At 73.4% G+C, this 15845-nt stretch carries 14 protein-coding genes; 5 read left to right on the top strand and 9 right to left on the bottom strand.

Annotated features, from left to right (window positions below; genetic code table 11):
• Positions 1–53 precede the first annotated feature (53 nt).
• The gene (locus tag PHK61_RS07245) at positions 54–1391 is read left to right on the top strand and encodes an NAD(P)/FAD-dependent oxidoreductase (protein ID WP_274280289.1); all 1338 of its coding nucleotides are present in this window, start codon (positions 54–56) and stop codon (positions 1389–1391) included.
• A 48-nt stretch (positions 1392–1439) separates the two neighbouring features.
• On the opposite strand, the gene PHK61_RS07240 is transcribed toward PHK61_RS07245, so the two are convergent.
• The 5 genes from PHK61_RS07240 to PHK61_RS07220 form a co-directional block, all read right to left on the bottom strand.
• Positions 1440–2000 carry a Clp protease N-terminal domain-containing protein gene (locus tag PHK61_RS07240; RefSeq protein ID WP_274280288.1) on the bottom strand — a complete coding sequence of 187 codons (561 nt, stop codon included), beginning with the start codon at positions 1998–2000 and terminating at the stop codon, positions 1440–1442.
• 67 nt (positions 2001–2067) lie between these two features.
• Positions 2068–2532: a GNAT family N-acetyltransferase gene (locus PHK61_RS07235; protein ID WP_274280287.1), complete on the bottom strand. Its 465-nt coding sequence runs from the start codon at positions 2530–2532 to the stop codon at positions 2068–2070.
• Positions 2525–2908: a VOC family protein gene (locus PHK61_RS07230; RefSeq protein WP_274280286.1), complete on the bottom strand. Its 384-nt coding sequence runs from the start codon at positions 2906–2908 to the stop codon at positions 2525–2527. Before PHK61_RS07230 ends, PHK61_RS07235 begins: the two co-directional genes overlap by 8 nt.
• A 98-nt stretch (positions 2909–3006) precedes the next feature.
• Positions 3007–3840 (bottom strand): zinc metalloprotease HtpX, encoded by an 834-nt coding sequence (gene htpX, locus PHK61_RS07225; RefSeq protein WP_274280285.1) that lies wholly within the window; start codon positions 3838–3840, stop codon positions 3007–3009.
• 68 nt (positions 3841–3908) lie between these two features.
• Positions 3909–4493 carry a PaaI family thioesterase gene (locus tag PHK61_RS07220; RefSeq protein ID WP_274280284.1) on the bottom strand — a complete coding sequence of 195 codons (585 nt, stop codon included), beginning with the start codon at positions 4491–4493 and terminating at the stop codon, positions 3909–3911.
• Between the two features lie 53 nt (positions 4494–4546).
• On the opposite strand from PHK61_RS07220, the gene PHK61_RS07215 reads away from it, so the two are divergent.
• The 4 genes from PHK61_RS07215 (at position 4547) to rarD (ending at position 9519) form a co-directional block, all read left to right on the top strand.
• Positions 4547–5410: an enoyl-CoA hydratase-related protein gene (locus PHK61_RS07215; protein WP_274280283.1), complete on the top strand. Its 864-nt coding sequence runs from the start codon at positions 4547–4549 to the stop codon at positions 5408–5410.
• Positions 5411–5616: 206 nt separating this feature from the next.
• Positions 5617–7503: a 2-oxoacid:acceptor oxidoreductase subunit alpha gene (locus PHK61_RS07210; protein WP_274280282.1), complete on the top strand. Its 1887-nt coding sequence runs from the start codon at positions 5617–5619 to the stop codon at positions 7501–7503.
• Complete coding sequence (locus PHK61_RS07205; RefSeq protein ID WP_274280281.1) at positions 7500–8597, top strand: 2-oxoacid:ferredoxin oxidoreductase subunit beta; 1098 nt, start codon at positions 7500–7502, stop codon at positions 8595–8597. The genes PHK61_RS07210 and PHK61_RS07205 overlap by 4 nt, the downstream gene beginning before the upstream one ends.
• 37 nt (positions 8598–8634) lie before the next feature.
• Positions 8635–9519 (top strand): EamA family transporter RarD, encoded by an 885-nt coding sequence (gene rarD, locus PHK61_RS07200; RefSeq protein ID WP_274280280.1) that lies wholly within the window; start codon positions 8635–8637, stop codon positions 9517–9519.
• 41 nt (positions 9520–9560) lie between these two features.
• On the opposite strand, the gene PHK61_RS07195 is transcribed toward rarD, so the two are convergent.
• From PHK61_RS07195 to nuoL, 4 genes are read right to left on the bottom strand one after another with little or no spacing between them, the layout of a single operon-like run.
• A complete protein-coding gene (locus PHK61_RS07195) occupies positions 9561–10613 on the bottom strand; it encodes a polyprenyl synthetase family protein (RefSeq protein ID WP_420791365.1) in 1053 nt (350 codons plus the stop codon).
• A complete protein-coding gene (gene nuoN / locus PHK61_RS07190) occupies positions 10583–12220 on the bottom strand; it encodes an NADH-quinone oxidoreductase subunit NuoN (RefSeq protein ID WP_274280278.1) in 1638 nt (545 codons plus the stop codon). Before nuoN ends, PHK61_RS07195 begins: the two co-directional genes overlap by 31 nt.
• Positions 12217–13836, bottom strand: a complete 1620-nt coding sequence (locus tag PHK61_RS07185; RefSeq protein ID WP_274280277.1) for an NADH-quinone oxidoreductase subunit M — start codon at positions 13834–13836, stop codon at positions 12217–12219. Before PHK61_RS07185 ends, nuoN begins: the two co-directional genes overlap by 4 nt.
• On the bottom strand, positions 13833–15824 hold the full coding sequence (nuoL, locus tag PHK61_RS07180) for an NADH-quinone oxidoreductase subunit L (RefSeq protein ID WP_274280320.1): 1992 nt from the start codon (positions 15822–15824) through the stop codon (positions 13833–13835). The genes PHK61_RS07185 and nuoL overlap by 4 nt, the downstream gene beginning before the upstream one ends.
• Positions 15825–15845 lie beyond the last annotated feature (21 nt).

Here is a 15845-nt window from a genome sequence, read left to right as displayed (position 1 = left end):
CGCCGAACCCAGCGTGACACGACCACGGGCCGGGGTGGGGTAGGCAGAACACCATGAGCGAACGCATCGTCGTGGTGGGTGGCGGCTTCGCGGGATCGGGTGTGGCGCGCCGGGTGGAACGGTTCGCGCCGGACGCGGACATCCGGCTCGTCTGCCCGGACGACTACATGCTCTACCTGCCGCTGTTGCCCCAGGTGGCGGCCGGGCTGCTGCCGGCCCCGGCGGCCGTCGTGTCGCTGTCGCGACGGCTGCGGCGCACGGTGCTCGTCCCGGGACGGGCGACCGGCATCGACCTCGACGCGCGCCGCGTGCTGGTCCGCAGCATCACCGGCAACCCCGAGGTCCTGGGCTACGACCGGCTCGTGCTCGCGCCCGGCAGCGTCACCAAGGTCATGGACATCCCCGGCCTGCGCGAGTACGGACGCGGCTGCAAGACCCTCGCCGAGGCGGCCTACCTGCGCGACCACGTGCTGGGCCAGCTCGAGGTCGCCAACACCTCCGACGACCCCGACGAGCGGGCGCAGCGCTGCCGCTTCGTCGTCGTCGGCGGGGGCTACGCCGGCGTCGAGACCGCCGCGAACCTGCAGCTCATGACCACCGCCCTGGCGCGGCGCTTCCCCCGCCTGGATCCCGGGCTCGTGCAGTGGCACGTCGTGCAGCACCACGACGGGCTCATGCCCGGCCTCGGCGACAGGCTCGGCGAGGACACGCGGCGCGTGCTCGAGTCCCGCGGCATCCACGTCGACCTCGAGACGAGCCTGACCGCGGTGGACGACGGGTCGGCGACGCTGTCCGACGGCCGCCGCCTGCCGACGCAGACGCTGATCTGGACGGCGGGGGTCTCCCCCAGCCCGCTCATGAGCCACCTGGACGCGGCCACCGACCACGGTCGGCTCGTCGTGGAGGCGGACCTGTCGGTGCCCGGGCACCCCGAGGTGCTCGCCATCGGGGACGCGGCGGCGGTGCCCGACCTCGCCACGGGCGGCGGCGCGGTGTGCCCGCCGACCGCGCAGCACGCCTCGCGCCAGGCCCCCGTCGCCGCCGACAACGTCGTCGCGGGCCTCACCGGGCAGCCGACACGGCCGTACCGCCACCGCGACCTCGGCATGGTCGTCGACCTCGGGGGCACCGACGCCGTGGCGAAGCCGTTCGGCGTCGACCTCACCGGCACCGTCGCGGCGGGGGTGACGCGCGCCTACCACCTCTGGGCGATGCGGGCGCCGGCCGCGATGGCGCGGGTCGCCTCGGCGTGGACCCTGGGGGCCCTGCACGGGACGAGCGCGGTCCGCCTCGGGTTCCTGACGGGCGCGAGCGGGCGGCTCGCCGAGTTCGAGCACACCGACGACTACCTCGACCCGGAGGCGACGCGGGCGGCGATCGCGGCGGTCTGAGCGGGGTTCGAGCGGGGGTTCGAGGGGGGTTCGAGGGGACGGGCCGCCTCAGGTCGCCGCGCGGCCCTCGAGGGTGCCGAGGCGGCGGTCGATGCGGCCCAGCGTGTCGAGGATGCGGTCGAGCTGGGGCAGGACGGGCCCGGCGGCGGCGTAGGGGCGCGGGCTGGTGTCCGCGGTGAGCTCGCGGCGGGCGCCGGCGCGCAGGCGGTCGACGTCCACGTCGCAGGCGTGCAGGACCTGCGCCGCGTCCTCGGCATCGTCGGCGAGGACGGCGACGAGCAGGTGCCGGACGCCGAGGGTCGGGTCCGCGGACTCGTCGGCGACCCGGACCGCGGCGTCGAGCGCGGCGACCGCGCCGGGGCTGTAGGGCCGGCGCCCGGTCCAGCCCACGCCCCGGAACCGGATGGCCGCCTCGGCGCGCACGTCGTCGAGGTCGAGCGGGTCGAGGAGGCCGCCGCCGAGGCCACCGCCCCGGTCGCGCTCCTCCCGGGCGAGGGCGAGCAGGAGGTGGACGGTCCGGACGCGGGCGTCACCGCCCCGGGCCGCCTCCTGGTCGGCGAGGAGGAACACGCGGGTGACCCGCTCCGTCTGGCGCGCGGCGATCGTCATGTCGACGACCGTCCCGCCCCGGGCCGTCCACCACCTCAGGGTCGACCCCCGGTCCGTCCCGGGGTCGTCACCACTCCTTGGCGTAGTAGTAGCTCGGCTCGGTCGCCCCCGGCTCGACGCAGGCGTAGCCGTGCGCGGCGTAGAAGCGGCGGGCGTCGACGTCCTCGCCGTCGACGTTGACCTCCACGATCCGCCCGCCGCGCTCCGCGGCCAGCGCCTCGACGGCGCTGATGATCGTGTGCCCGATCCGCTGCCCGCGCCGGTCCGGGCGCACGTAGAGCTCGTCGAGCAGCGCGACCGGGCCGTCGAACCAGACGGTCGGCCGGAACGACACCACGGCCAGTCCGTCGGCGGGCCCGCCGGGCGGCTCGTGCAGGAGGGCGACGAGGTCGTCGCCCCGCAGCCGCTCCGCGAGGCGGGCGGTCAGGACGTCCACACCCGGGGTCGGGGTGTCGAACTCGGTGTTGAAGTCGTCGAGCAGGGTCGCGACGGTCGCGGCGTCGTCGGGGCCCGCCCGCCGGACCTCACCCACCGGACCCGTACCGGCGGGTGATCACTTCGAAGTGGTGCCCGCCGGGGTCGTCGAAGTACAGGCCGCGCCCGCCGTCGTGGGTGTTGTACTGCCCGACCCAGCGCTGCTGCGGGTCGGCCCAGTAGGTGACGCCGCGGTGCTGCAGCGTGGCCAGGACGACGTCGAACTCGTCCTCGCCGACGAGGAACGCGACATGCTGGCCGGGCCACTCCCCGGGCGGGGTGGCGTAGTCGATGGTGAACGTCTCGTCCACGTCGACGGCGACGAACGGCCCCCAGGGGTGGGGGTCGGGCAGGCCGAGGACGTCGGCGAGGAACCGGGCGGACTCGCGGGCGTCGCGGGCGGCGAGCGCGAGGTGATCGATGCGAACGGCCATGGGGTGGGTCACTCCAGGGCTCCGGTGCCTCCATCCGCCGGTCTGGCACCGGCCCGGACGCGACGCTGCCGACATCCGATCGCGGCGCCCCGGCACCGTCAAGAGCCGTTGCGGGACATCGCCTCGAGGCGGGCGATGCGGTCGTCCAGCGGCGGGTGGGTCGAGAACAGGCGCGAGAGTCCCTCGCCCGGGCGGAACGGGTTCGCGATCATGAGGTGTGACTGGCTGACCAGCTGCGGATCCGGCGGCAGGGGCGCCACGGCCGTGCCGTACTGCAGCTTGCGCAGCGCCGAGGCCAGCGCCAGCGGGTCGTGGGTGAGCGTCGCGCCGCTCGCGTCGGCCTGGTACTCGCGGGACCGGCTGATCGACATCTGCACGATCGCCGCCGCGACCGGCCCGATGATCGCGACGGCCAGGGTCGCGAGGACGTTGCGGCTGCCGCCGAACAGCTGGGCGGCGAGCACGAGGTAGGACACGACGCTGGAGAGCGCCCCGGCCACCGACGAGATGAGGATGTCGCGGTTGTAGACGTGCGAGAGCTCGTGGCCCAGCACGCCGCGCAGCTCGCGCTCGTCGAGCAACCTGAGGATGCCCGTGGTGGCGCAGACCGCGGCGTTGCGCGGGTTGCGGCCGGTGGCGAAGGCGTTGGGCGCGTCGGTGGGGCTGACGTAGAGCCGCGGCATCGGCTGGTGGGCGTCGGTCGCGAGCTCGCGCACGATCCGGTACATCACCGGCTGCTCGGCCTCGCTCACCGGACGGGCGTGCATCGCGCGCAGCGCCAGCCGGTCGGAGAAGAAGTACGAGTAGCCGTTGACGCCGAGCGCGACGACGAGCGCGACCAGCAGCCCGGTGCGCCCGAACAGCGAGCCGATGATCAGGACGATCGCGCTCATCAGACCGAGCAGCGCGGCCGTCTTCAGCCCGTTGCGCACCGGTACCTCCCCTCGGACGGAGCCGTCACCGGGGACAACGCCGCCGGCGCCCCGCCCGTTCCCGCCGGTCAGCGGGCCGCGCGCGCCGCCTCGATCACCTCGCGGCTCGCCCCGAGCGCCTCGAGGTCCTCGGGGCGCCCGTGGCGCAGGAAGTGCTCGACGCCGACCTTGAGGAAGAGCGCCCGCGCGGTGCCGGCGACCTCGCCGGCGAGCCCGTCGAGGTGGGCGTCCCCGGAGACGAAGATCTTGCGGCCGACGACGGCGTCGACGCGCGAGCGCAGCCACAGCGTGGTGCCGACGGGCACCGGGCGCCGGAAGTCGGTCTCCAGGCGCGCGGTCACCGCGGACCGCGTGACCTGCGTGTAGGCGGTGCCGAGGGCGTCGTCGAACGCGGTCATGAGCATCCCGCCGTGCAGGAGGCCCGGCGCGCCCTGGTGCTCGTCGAGGACGTCGAAGCGGCTGACCACCGAGACGCCGTCGTCGCCGACCCACGAGCGCAGGCGCAGGCTGCCCGGCACGTCACCGCAGCCGCGGCAGCCCTCGAAGTGCGACGCGGTGCGCTCGCCGGGGGCAGGCGCCTTGGGGTTGCGCTGCGGCGCCGCGGCGTCCGCCGGCGGGTCGATCGGGATCGGCACGCGCAGCACGTTACCCATGGCAACGACTCCCGGGCCGCGAGCCGCGTCACGCCCACGGCATGCTGGTGGGCATGTCAACTGAGACAGGGTCCAGCTCCGCGGCGCGACGTGTCCCGGATGTCCGCGTCGAGCGCCTCGACGGTGTCGCCCTGCTCACCGTGTCCGACCCGAAGCGGCGCAACGCGATGACCGGCGCGCTCTCGGAGCGCCTGGTGGCCGTGCTCGCCGAGGTCGGTGCCGACGAGTCGGTGCGCGCCGTCGTCGTCACCGGCGACGACGACCCCAAGCCCGCGTTCTGCGCCGGCGGCGACCTCGACGAGCTCGCGGCCGCGGGCGAGGCGGGACCGGACGCGCTCGAGCACATCTACGCCGGGTTCCTCGCCCTCGCCGAGTGCCCGCTGCCGACGTTCGCGGCGGTCGACGGGCCCGCGGTGGGCGCCGGGCTCAACCTCGCGCTCGCCGCCGACGTGCGCATCGCCGGCGACACCGCCCGCTTCGAGCCGGGCTTCCTGCGCCTGGGCGTGCACCCCGGCGGCGGCATGACGTGGATGGCCCAGCGGCTGGTCGGGCCGCAGGTGACGACGGCGATGCTGCTCGGCGGCGAGGGGCTCGACGCCTCGCGGGCCGCCGAGCTGGGCCTCGTGCTGCGCGTGGCGACCGGCGAGGGCAGCGGCAGGCGATCGGGAGACGAAGCGGAGCGGAGCTCGACCCGACGATCGGCGGCGGTGACCGAGGCGCTGCGCATGGCGGGGATCGCGGCCGCGGCGCCGCGCGAGCTCGTGCTGGCCACCAAGGCCACGCTGCGCACCACCGCGCAGCTCGACCGGCACCGCGACGCGGTCGCCGTGGAGGTCGGCCCGCAGCTGGAGTCGCTGCGCTCCGAGGGGTTCCGCGAGGGGCTGGCGCGGGTGCGCGAGGCGACCGGGAAGAGGTGACACCCGGGGAGTGACCCGGGAGTGACCCGGCGAGTGACACAGTGCCGTCACCGGGAACGACGGCCGTGCGGAACATCCTTTTTCGGTCCAGCCTGTGACCCACGACCAGCCGCCGACCGGTCACGGAGCGGTGAGGTTAGCCTGGGTAGTCCGCCTCGTCCCGGGGGACTCACCACGAGGAGTTGCGAAGGGAAGCGATTGCTCCGATGAGCACTGACACCGCCGTCGGGCCGTCCGGTCGGGAGGTGCGCCAGACCCATCGGGTCGTCATCCGCTTCGCGGGCGACTCCGGGGACGGCATGCAGCTGACCGGCGACCGGTTCACCTCTGAAGCCGCGGCGTTCGGGAACGACCTGGCGACGCTCCCCAACTTCCCCGCCGAGATCCGCGCCCCCGCCGGGACGCTGCCCGGGGTGTCGAGCTTCCAGCTCCACTTCGCGGACTACGACATCCTCACGCCGGGCGACCGCCCCGACGTGCTGGTGGCGATGAACCCGGCGGCGCTCAAGGCGAACATCGCCGACCTCCCGCACGGCGGGATGCTCATCGTCAACACCGACGAGTTCACGAAGCGCAACCTGGCGAAGGTCGGCTACGAGTCGAACCCCCTCGAGGACGACTCGCTGGAGCCCTACACCACCCACCAGGTCGCGATGGCGACGCTGACCCGCGGGGCGCTCGAGCCCACCGGCATGAGCAAGAAGGACGCCGAGCGCGCGAAGAACATGTTCGCGCTGGGGCTCCTGTCGTGGATGTACCACCGCGGCACCGAGGGCACCGAGCAGTTCCTGCGCGAGAAGTTCGCGAAGAAGCCCGAGCTGGCCGAGGCGAACATCCTCGCGTTCCGCGCCGGCTGGAACTACGGCGAGACCACCGAGAGCTTCGCGGTCACCTACGAGGTCGCCCCGGCGCGGCTGGCCGAGGGCACCTACCGGCAGATCACCGGCAACCTCGCGCTCGCCTACGGCGTCGTCGCCGCCGGGCAGCAGGCCAAGCTGCCGGTGTTCCTCGGGACCTACCCGATCACCCCGGCGTCCGACGTCCTGCACGAGCTCTCGAAGCACAAGGGCATGGGCGTCACGACGTTCCAGGCCGAGGACGAGATCGCCGGCATCGGCGCCGCGCTGGGCGCGTCGTTCGGCGGCTCGCTGGGCGTCACGTCGACGTCCGGCCCCGGTGTCGCGCTGAAGTCGGAGACGATCGGTCTCGCGGTGGCCCTCGAGCTGCCGCTGCTGATCCTCGACGTGCAGCGCGGTGGCCCGTCGACCGGCCTGCCCACCAAGACCGAGCAGGCCGACCTGCTGCAGGCCATGTACGGGCGCAACGGCGAGGCCCCGGTGCCGATCATCGCGCCGCAGTCACCGGCCGACTGCTTCGACGCGGCGCTGGACGCCGTGCGGATGGCGCTGACCTACCGCACCCCGGTGTTCCTGCTCTCCGACGGCGCGATCGCCAACGGCTCCGAGCCGTGGGCGATCCCGGACGTGGCGACGCTGCCCGACCTGTCGACGACGTTCGCGACCGAGCCGAACGCCCCCGACGGGTCCGGCGAGTTCTGGCCGTACCTGCGCGACGCCGACACCCTGGCGCGCCCCTGGGCGATCCCGGGCACGGCGGGCCTCGAGCACCGCATCGGCGGCCTCGAGAAGGCCGACGGCCGCGGGACGATCTCCTACGACCCGGACAACCACGACCGCATGGTCCGGCTGCGCCAGGCCAAGATCGAGGGCATCGAGGTCCCGGACCTCACCGTCGACGACCCCGACGGTGACGCCGAGGTCCTGGTGATCGGCTGGGGCTCCTCGTTCGGCCCGATCGGCGCCGCGTGCCGCCGGGTCCGCGCGGCGGGGATGTCGGTGGCCCAGGCGCACCTGCGCCACCTCAACCCGATGCCGGGGAACCTCGGCGACGTGCTGCGCTCGTACCGCCGGGTGGTCGTGCCGGAGATGAACCTCGGGCAGCTCTCGATGCTGCTGCGCGCGAAGTTCCTCGTCGACGCGCACTCGTACACCAAGGTCGCCGGCCTGCCGTTCCAGGCCGAGGAGCTCGCCGGCGTCCTCACCGACGCCGTGAAGGGGGACCTGCCCGCATGACCGCAACGGATCTCGGCCAGCCGTCGTTCGGCGGCGGCCTGGACCTCGTCCCGACCACCGACGAGACGCAGAAGGCCAAGGACTACACCTCGGACCAGGAGGTCCGCTGGTGCCCGGGCTGCGGCGACTACGCCGTGCTCGCCTCGGTGCGCGGCTTCCTGCCCGAGCTCGGCCTCAAGCGCGAGAACATCGTGTTCGTCTCGGGCATCGGGTGCTCGTCGCGCTTCCCGTACTACCTCGACACCTACGGCATGCACTCGATCCACGGGCGCGCGCCGACGATCGCGACGGGCCTGGCGGTCACGCGCCCCGACCTGTCGGTGTGGGTCGTCACGGGTGACGGCGACGCGCTGTCGATCGGGGGCAACCACCTGATCCACGCGCTGCGCCGCAACATGAACATCACGATCCTGCTGTTCAACAACAGGATCTACGGCCTGACCAAGGGCCAGTACTCGCCGACCTCCGAGGTCGGCAAGGTCACCAAGTCCACGCCGATGGGCTCGGTCGACGCCCCGTTCAACCCGGTGTCGCTGGCCCTGGGCGCCGAGGCCACGTTCGTGGGCCGCGCGCTCGACTCCGACCGCAAGGGCCTCACCGAGGTCCTGCGCCAGGCCGCTGCCCACCGCGGCGCCTCGCTCGTCGAGATCTTCCAGGACTGCCCGATCTTCAACGACGGGTCGTTCGACGTCCTGCGCAAGGGCGACGACGTGGCCGAGCGGCTGATCAAGCTGGTCGACGGCGAGCCGATCCGCTTCGGCAACGAGGACGAGTGGGGCGTGGTGCGCTCCGCGACCGGCGGGCTGGAGGTGGCCCGCGTGGCGGACGTCGGCGAGGACGCGGTCGTCGTCCACCGCGCCGGCGAGGAGGACCCGACCCAGTCCTTCGCGCTCTCGCGCCTGTCCGACCAGGACCTGACCCACACCGTCACCGGCATCTTCCGCAAGGTCGACCGCCCGACGTACGACGACGGCGCGCGGGCGCAGGTCGCGGCGGCCACCGAGCAGGCCGAGCAGCGGGGCGACAACCTGCAGGCCCTGCTCTCCGGCAAGGACACCTGGGCGGTCCTGCCGGAGCCCGAGAACGAGCAGTAGCACCGCGCCCGACACCGCGCCCGCGACCGGGGCGCCGGTGTCGGGTGCGGGTCGGGGGTACGCGGCCGCCGTCACCGCGTACGCCCTCTGGGGCGTGTCGCCGGCCTTCTGGCCGCTGCTGGCACCCGCCGACGCCGTCGAGTCCGTCGCCCACCGCGTCGCCTGGACGCTGCTGGGGATGCTGGTCGTCATCACGGTGGCGCGCCGGTGGTCCGACCTGCGGGGCCTCCCGTGGCGCACGTGGCTGCTGATCACGGCCGGCTCGGTGCTCATCGGGGTGAACTGGGGCACCTACATCTGGGCGACCACCCACGACCACGTCGTGGACGCCGCCCTGGGCTACTACGGCACGCCGCTCGTGGCGGTGCTGCTCGCGGTGCTCGTGCTGCACGAGCGGCTGCGCCCGGCGCAGTGGGTGGCGATCGGGCTGGCGGCGGCCGCGGTCACCGTGCTGACCGTCGGGACCGGGCGGCTGCCGTGGATCACCCTGGTGCTGGCCGTGAGCTTCGGGGTCTACGGGCTGGTCAAGAAGCGGGTGCCGCTCGACCCGGTCCCCGGGCTCACCGCCGAGGGCTTCCTGCTCGGCCCGCTGGCAATCGTCTACATCGTCGTCATTCAGGTGATGGGCGTCGGGACCTTCACCGGCCACGGCGTCGGGCACGCCCTGCTGCTGATCGCCGCGGGGCCCGTGACCGCGGTGCCGCTGCTGCTCTTCGCCGCCGGGGCGAAGCGGCTGACGCTGGCCACGCTGGGCGTGCTGCAGTACCTCAACCCCACGCTGCAGTTCCTCTTCGGGGTGCTCGTGGCCGGCGAGGCGATGCCGGTGTCGCGCTGGATCGGCGTCTCGCTCGTGTGGGCCGCGCTGCTCATCTTCACCACGGACGCCCTGCGCGCCGGCCGCCGCGCCCCCGTCCCCTTGTGAGCGGACTTCGGGGCGATCGCCCCGAAGTCCGCTCACAGGGGTCAGCTCGTGCGGGCGATCGTGTAGTCGAGGAGGGCGGCGAGCGCGGCGCGGGCGGGGCCGTCGGGCAGGGTCGCGAGCTCGGCGCGGGCGGCGTCGGCGCGGGCGTCGAGGGCCGCGCGCGCCTCGTCCAGGCCCCGTGAGCGGCGCAGCAGCTCCAGCGCCTCGCCCACCTCGGAGTCGTCGAGCTCGCGGGTGCCCACGCCCAGCTCGCGCAGCCGCGGCACCTCGGGCCCGTCGCCGGCGAGGGCGTAGAGCACCGGCAGCGTCGCCACGCCCTCACGCAGGTCGGTGCCCGGGACCTTGCCCGAGTCACCGGACGGCGAGGCGATGTCGATGATGTCGTCGGAGACCTGGAACGCGGTCCCGATGATCTCGCCGAACCGGCGCAGCGCCGTCACCTGCTCCGGGGTCGCGCCCGCGAACATCGCCCCGAAGCGCCCCGACGTGGCGATCAGCGAGCCGGTCTTCTCGGCCACGACCGCCAGGTAGTGCTCGATGGCGTCCTCGCCCTCGCGGGCCCCGCGGGTCTCGCGCATCTGGCCCGTGACGAGCTCGGCGAACGTCTCCGCGATGATCCGGACCGCCTCGGGGCCGAGCTGCGAGACCAGCCGCGAGGCGTGGGCGAACAGGTAGTCGCCGGTGAGGATCGCGACGCTGTTGTCCCAGCGGGCGTTGGCGCTCTCGGCGCCGCGGCGCATGACGGCCTCGTCCATGACGTCGTCGTGGTACAGGGTCGCGAGGTGGACGAGCTCCACCGACGTCGCCGCGACCACCACGTCCTCCGACGTCCCGCCCGCGACCTGGGCGGCGAGCAGCGTCAGCAACGGGCGGAACCGCTTGCCGCCGGCCTCGATGAGATGCAGCGACGTGTCGGTCACGAACCGGTAGTCGCTGTGCACCTCGCGGCGCAGCAGGTCCTCGACGCGGTCGAGGCCCTCGCTCACCGCGGTGGCGAGGTCGGGATCGGCGATCGGCAGGCCGGCGACCTGGGTCAGGGCGGGGTTGGGTCCGGACACGGGCCTCAGCCCAGGAAGGACAGGCCGTCGGCCCATCCGAGGACGGCGGTCGGCACGACGCCGAGCAGCAGGGTCACCACGACCCCCAGTGTGATCGCCACCGTCGTGAACGGGCCAGGCACGCTGACGGTCGGACCGTCCGCGGCGGGCTCCGAGAAGTACATGAGCACGATGAGGCGCAGGTAGAAGAACGCGGCCACCGCGCTGACCACCAGGGCCACGATGACCAGCGGCGTCATGCCGTCGGCCAGGGCCGCGGAGAACACCGCGAACTTGGCCGTGAAGCCACTGGTCAGCGGGATCCCGGCCAGCGCCAGCATGAGGAACGTCACCGCGGCCGCGACCACCGGCGAGCGCTTCCCGAGCCCCGCCCACGCCGACAGGTGCGTCGCCTCCCCGTCCGGCCCGCGCACGAGCGAGACGAGCCCGAACAGCGCGACGGTCGTGAACCCGTAGGCGAGCAGGTAGAACAGCGTCGCCGAGAGCCCGGCCGGCGTGATGGCCATCGCCCCGAGCAGCAGGAAGCCGGCGTGCGCCACCGACGAGTAGGCGATCATGCGCTTGACGTCGGTCTGGGTGAGCCCGAGCACCGCGCCGATCACCATCGAGACGATGGCGACGGCCCACAACACCCCGCGCCACTCCCACACCGTGGAACCGAACGCGACGGTGAACACCCGCAGGATCGCGCCGAACGCGGCCACCTTGGTGCAGGCGGCCATGAACGCGGTGACCGACGTCGGCGCGCCCTGGTAGACGTCCGGGGTCCACGTGTGGAACGGGCCGACCGACGCCTTGAACATCAGGCCGACGACGAGCAGCGCGAGCCCGCCGAACAGCAGCGAGTCCGGGCGCAGCGATCCCGCGGCCGCCTGCGAGATGTCGGCGAGCTTCACCGAGTCCGCGTAGCCGTAGAGCAGCGCGAGCCCGTAGAGGAAGAACGCCGACGAGAACGCCCCGAGCAGGAAGTACTTGACCGCCGACTCCTGGCTCATCAGCCGCTTGCGCCGGGCCAGGCCGCAGAGCAGGTACAGCGGCAGGCTGAGCACCTCGAGGGCGATGAACATCGTCAGCAGGTCGTCCGCGGCGCAGAAGACGAGCATGCCGCCGAGCGCGAACAGGACCAGTGGGAAGATCTCCGTCTGTCCCTCGACGACGTCGCGGGCCCGCGTCCCGCGGCCGCGGGCACCGTCCCGGCCGCCGCCCCCGCCGGTCCGGGCGCGGGCCGTCGCACCGCCGGACCGGGCGCCCACGGCCACCCGCTCGCGCTCCTCGGCCTCGCCCAGCGCCACCGGGTCGGCGACGAACGCCCCGCCCGGCTCGACGGAACGGTCGGCGAGCAGCAGCACGCTCGGCACCGCGAGGGCGAGCAGCGTGCCCCAGAGGAACAGCGCCGGGCCGTCGACGGCCAGCGCCCCGGCCAGCGTCGTCACCGGTGCCGCGCCGGACGTCGCGCGGACGATCACGGCCACGAGACCCACGACGACGACGGTGAGCGTGACGCCGAGCTGCACCCGGCCGCGCACCCGCAGCGGGAGCAGGGCCTCGAGCAGCACCGACAGGCACGCCCCGCCGAGGACGATCAGCACCGGCGCGAGCGCGGCGTAGTCGACCGAGGGCATCGCGGGCGTCAGCGGGCTCATCGCGCCACCACTCCGTTCGGGGTCACCGGATCGGGCACGCCGACCTCGCTCATGGTCGCCGCCACCGTCGGGTCGAGGACCTCGAGAACGGGACCGGGGAAGAAGCCGAGCACGAGGATCAGCGCCACCAGCGGGGTGAGCAGCGCGACCTCACCGCGGGTCAGGTCACCGAAGCGGGCGGTGGTGCGCCGCATCCACGAGTCGTCCCCGGTGTCGGTGAACGTCGCCGCCGACGCCGCACCCGGGCCGTCCCCGACGACGGCCGCGCCGCGCAGCGGGCCGGTCATCGTGCGCTGGAAGACCCAGAGCATGTAGAGGGCCGCGAAGACGATGCCGACGGTCGCGATCACCGTGAACGCCGGCTGGCGGGCGAACGAGCCCAGCAGCACGAGGAACTCGCTGATGAACGAGTTCGTGCCGGGCAGGGCGATCGTCGACAGCCCCGCGACGAGGAACATGCCGGCCAGCAGCGGGGCGGCCCGCCCGACGCCGCCGTACTGCGTCAGGTCCGCCGTGCCGCCGCGCCGGATCAGCAGGCCGACGACGAGGAACAGCATCGCGGTCGAGATGCCGTGGTTGACCATGTAGAGCGCCGACCCGGCGATCGACTGCGACGAGAACGCGAAGATGCCGAGCGCGATGAAGCCGAAGTGCGCGATCGACGTGTAGGCGACGAAGCGCTTGAGGTCGGTCTGCGCGGCGGCCAGCAGCGCGCCGTAGAGCACGCCGATGACCGCGAGGGTCAGCACCAGCGGGGCGAGCTCGCGCGACGCGGCCGGGAACAGCGGCAGCGTGTAGCGCAGGAACCCGAAGGTCCCGACCTTGTCCAGCAGGCCGAGCAGGATGATGCTGCCCGCGATCGGGGCCTCGGCACCGGCGTCGGGCAGCCACGTGTGGAACGGCACCAGCGGCGCCTTGATCGCGAACGCGGCGAAGAACCCGAGGAAGAGCGGGATCTGGGTCGACAGCGGCAGCTGGGCGGCCATGCCCTGCAGCGCGGTCCAGTCGAAGGTCCCCTCGCCCAGGCGGTTCTCGCTCGCCACGAACAGCCCGATCACCGACGCGAGCATGATCAGCCCGCCGAGGAACGAGTAGAGGAAGAACTTCACCGCGGCGTACTGGCGGCGCGGCCCGCCGAAGCGCCCGATGAGGAAGTACATCGGGATGAGCATCGCCTCGAACAGGACGTAGAACAGGAACACGTCGGTCGCCGCGAAGACGCCGACCAGCACGCCCTGGGTCGCGAGGATCAGCGCGGTGAACCCTGCGCCGGTGCGCCCGGCGGGCAGCTTGTCGGCCGCCGCGAAGACCAGCACGATCGGCACCAGCACGGCCAGCAGGGCGATCATCGTCAGCGCGATGCCATCGAGCCCGAGGGCGAAGGACACCCCGAATGCCGGGATCCACTCGACGGAGAGGCGTCCCTGGAACCGTGGCGCGTCCGGGGCGGTGCTGTAGAGCGACCAGACGATGGCCACGAGCACCAGCGAGACCGCGGCGAACCCGAGACCGACGACCCGGGCCGCCCGCTCGAGGTCCTCGCGGGTGGCCATCACGCCGCAGACGGCGGCGCCGACCAGCGGGAGCAGCAGCAGGGCCAGCAGCAGCGCGCTCATCCGGCGCCGCCCACGACCAGCAGGGCCGCGACGAGCACGACGGAGCCTCCGAGGATGGTCAGGGCGTAGGAGCGGACGAAGCCGGTCTGCGTGCGGCGCAGCCGGCCCGACGTGCCGCCCAGCAGGGCGGCGATGCCGTTGACCGCCCCGTCGACGCCGCGGTTGTCGAGGTAGACCAGCGCCCGCGAGAGCCAGATGCCCGGGCGGGCGATGACGCCCTCGTTGATGGTGTTGGCGAACAGGTCGGCCCGGGCGGCCCGCACGGGCAGGCTCACCCGCTGCGGGCGCTCGACCGGGACCTCGCGGCGGCCGATCAGCACGTAGGCGAGGCCGGCGCCGGCGAGCATCATCACCGTCGCGACGTAGGGGACCAGCCCGACCGGGAAGGCCGCCGGCAGGTCGTGGGGGTCGACCGGCGCGCCGAGCGAGGCCTCCAGGTAGCGGCCCAGACGCTCGCCCCCGACGAGGAACGCCCCGGCGCCCACCGAGCCGATCGCCAGCAGCACCATCGGCGCCGTCATCGACGCGACCGACTCGTGCGGGTGGTAGTGCTCGGGCGGGTCCTCGAGATCGGCGCCGTCGACGCGCCGCGGGTGCAGGTCCTTCCAGCGCTCCGGCCCGAAGAACGTCATGAGCATCAGGCGCGTCATGTAGAACGCGGTCAGCCCGGCGGCGCCGAGGGTGGCGATCGCGAAGATCCAGCCGGCCACCGGGCCCGCGGTCAGCGACGCCTCGATGATGAGGTCCTTCGTGTAGAAGCCCGAGAGGAACGGGAAGCCGATCAGGGCCAGGTACCCGGCGGTGAACGTCCAGAACGTCACCGGCATGTGGCGCCACAGCCCGCCGAAGCGGCGCATGTCGGTCTCGTCGGCCATGCCGTGCATCACCGAGCCGGCCCCGAGGAACAGCCCGGCCTTGAAGAAGCCGTGGGCGAGCAGGTGCGCCAGCGCCGCGGCGTAGCCGACGGGGCCGAGCCCGACGGCCAGCATCATGTAGCCGATCTGGCTGACCGTGGAGTACGCGAGCACCTTCTTGATGTCGTCGTAGGCGCACCCGATGATCGCGCCGAGCACCAGCGTGATCGCGCCGATGATCGTCACCACGAGCTGGCCCACCGGTGCCAGGTCGTACAGCGGGTTCGCGCGGGCGATGAGGTAGACGCCGGCGGTGACCATCGTGGCGGCGTGGATGAGCGCCGACACCGGGGTCGGGCCCTCCATGGCGTCGGGGAGCCAGGCCTGCAGCGGGAACTGGCCCGACTTGCCGCAGGCGCCGAGCAGCAGGAGCAGCGTGATCGCGGTCAGCGCGCCGGGCGAGATCTCCCCGGCGCGGGCGAACACCTCGGCGTACTGCGTGGTGCCCAGCTCGACGAACAGCAGGAAGATCGCCAGCGCGAGCCCCACGTCACCGACGCGGTTCATGAGGAACGCCTTCTTGGCCGCGCTGCCCGCCGACCGGCGTCCCGTGTAGAAGCCGATGAGCAGGTAGGACGCGAGGCCGACGCCCTCCCAGCCGAGGTAGAGCGTCACGAACCCGTTGCCGAGGACGAGCACGAGCATCGCCGCGACGAACAGGTTGAGCTGGGCGAAGAACTTGCGCCGGTCCGGGTCGTGGGACATGTAGCCCACGGAGTAGATGTGGATCAGCGAACCGACACCGGTGATGAGCAGCGCGAACGTCAGCGACAGCGGGTCGATCCGCAGCCCGAACTCGACGTCGAGCGAGCCGACGGCGATCCACTCGTAGAGCCCGAGGTCGCGGACGCGCTCCTCGGCGGGCAGACCGAGCGACCCGGCGAAGAGGACGGCGGCGACCACGAACGACGCCACCACGGTGGCGACGCCGAGGACGTGACCCCAGCGGTCGGTGCGACGGCCCCCGACGAACAGCACGAGCGCACCCAGCGCCGGCAGCGCGACGAGGAGCCAGGCCGCGCCCGCGGCGCCCTCGGCGGGGAGCACCGGGGGGAGCGGGGCGGCGGCCAACAGAGGCGACACGTCTCTCGGACC

Origin of the sequence: Actinomycetospora lutea, assembly GCF_028737205.1 — a bacterium.
Lineage (GTDB): Bacteria > Actinomycetota > Actinomycetes > Mycobacteriales > Pseudonocardiaceae > Actinomycetospora > Actinomycetospora lutea.
Note: the sequence above shows the minus strand (reverse complement) of the source record. Positions and strands in the feature narration are given on the sequence as shown.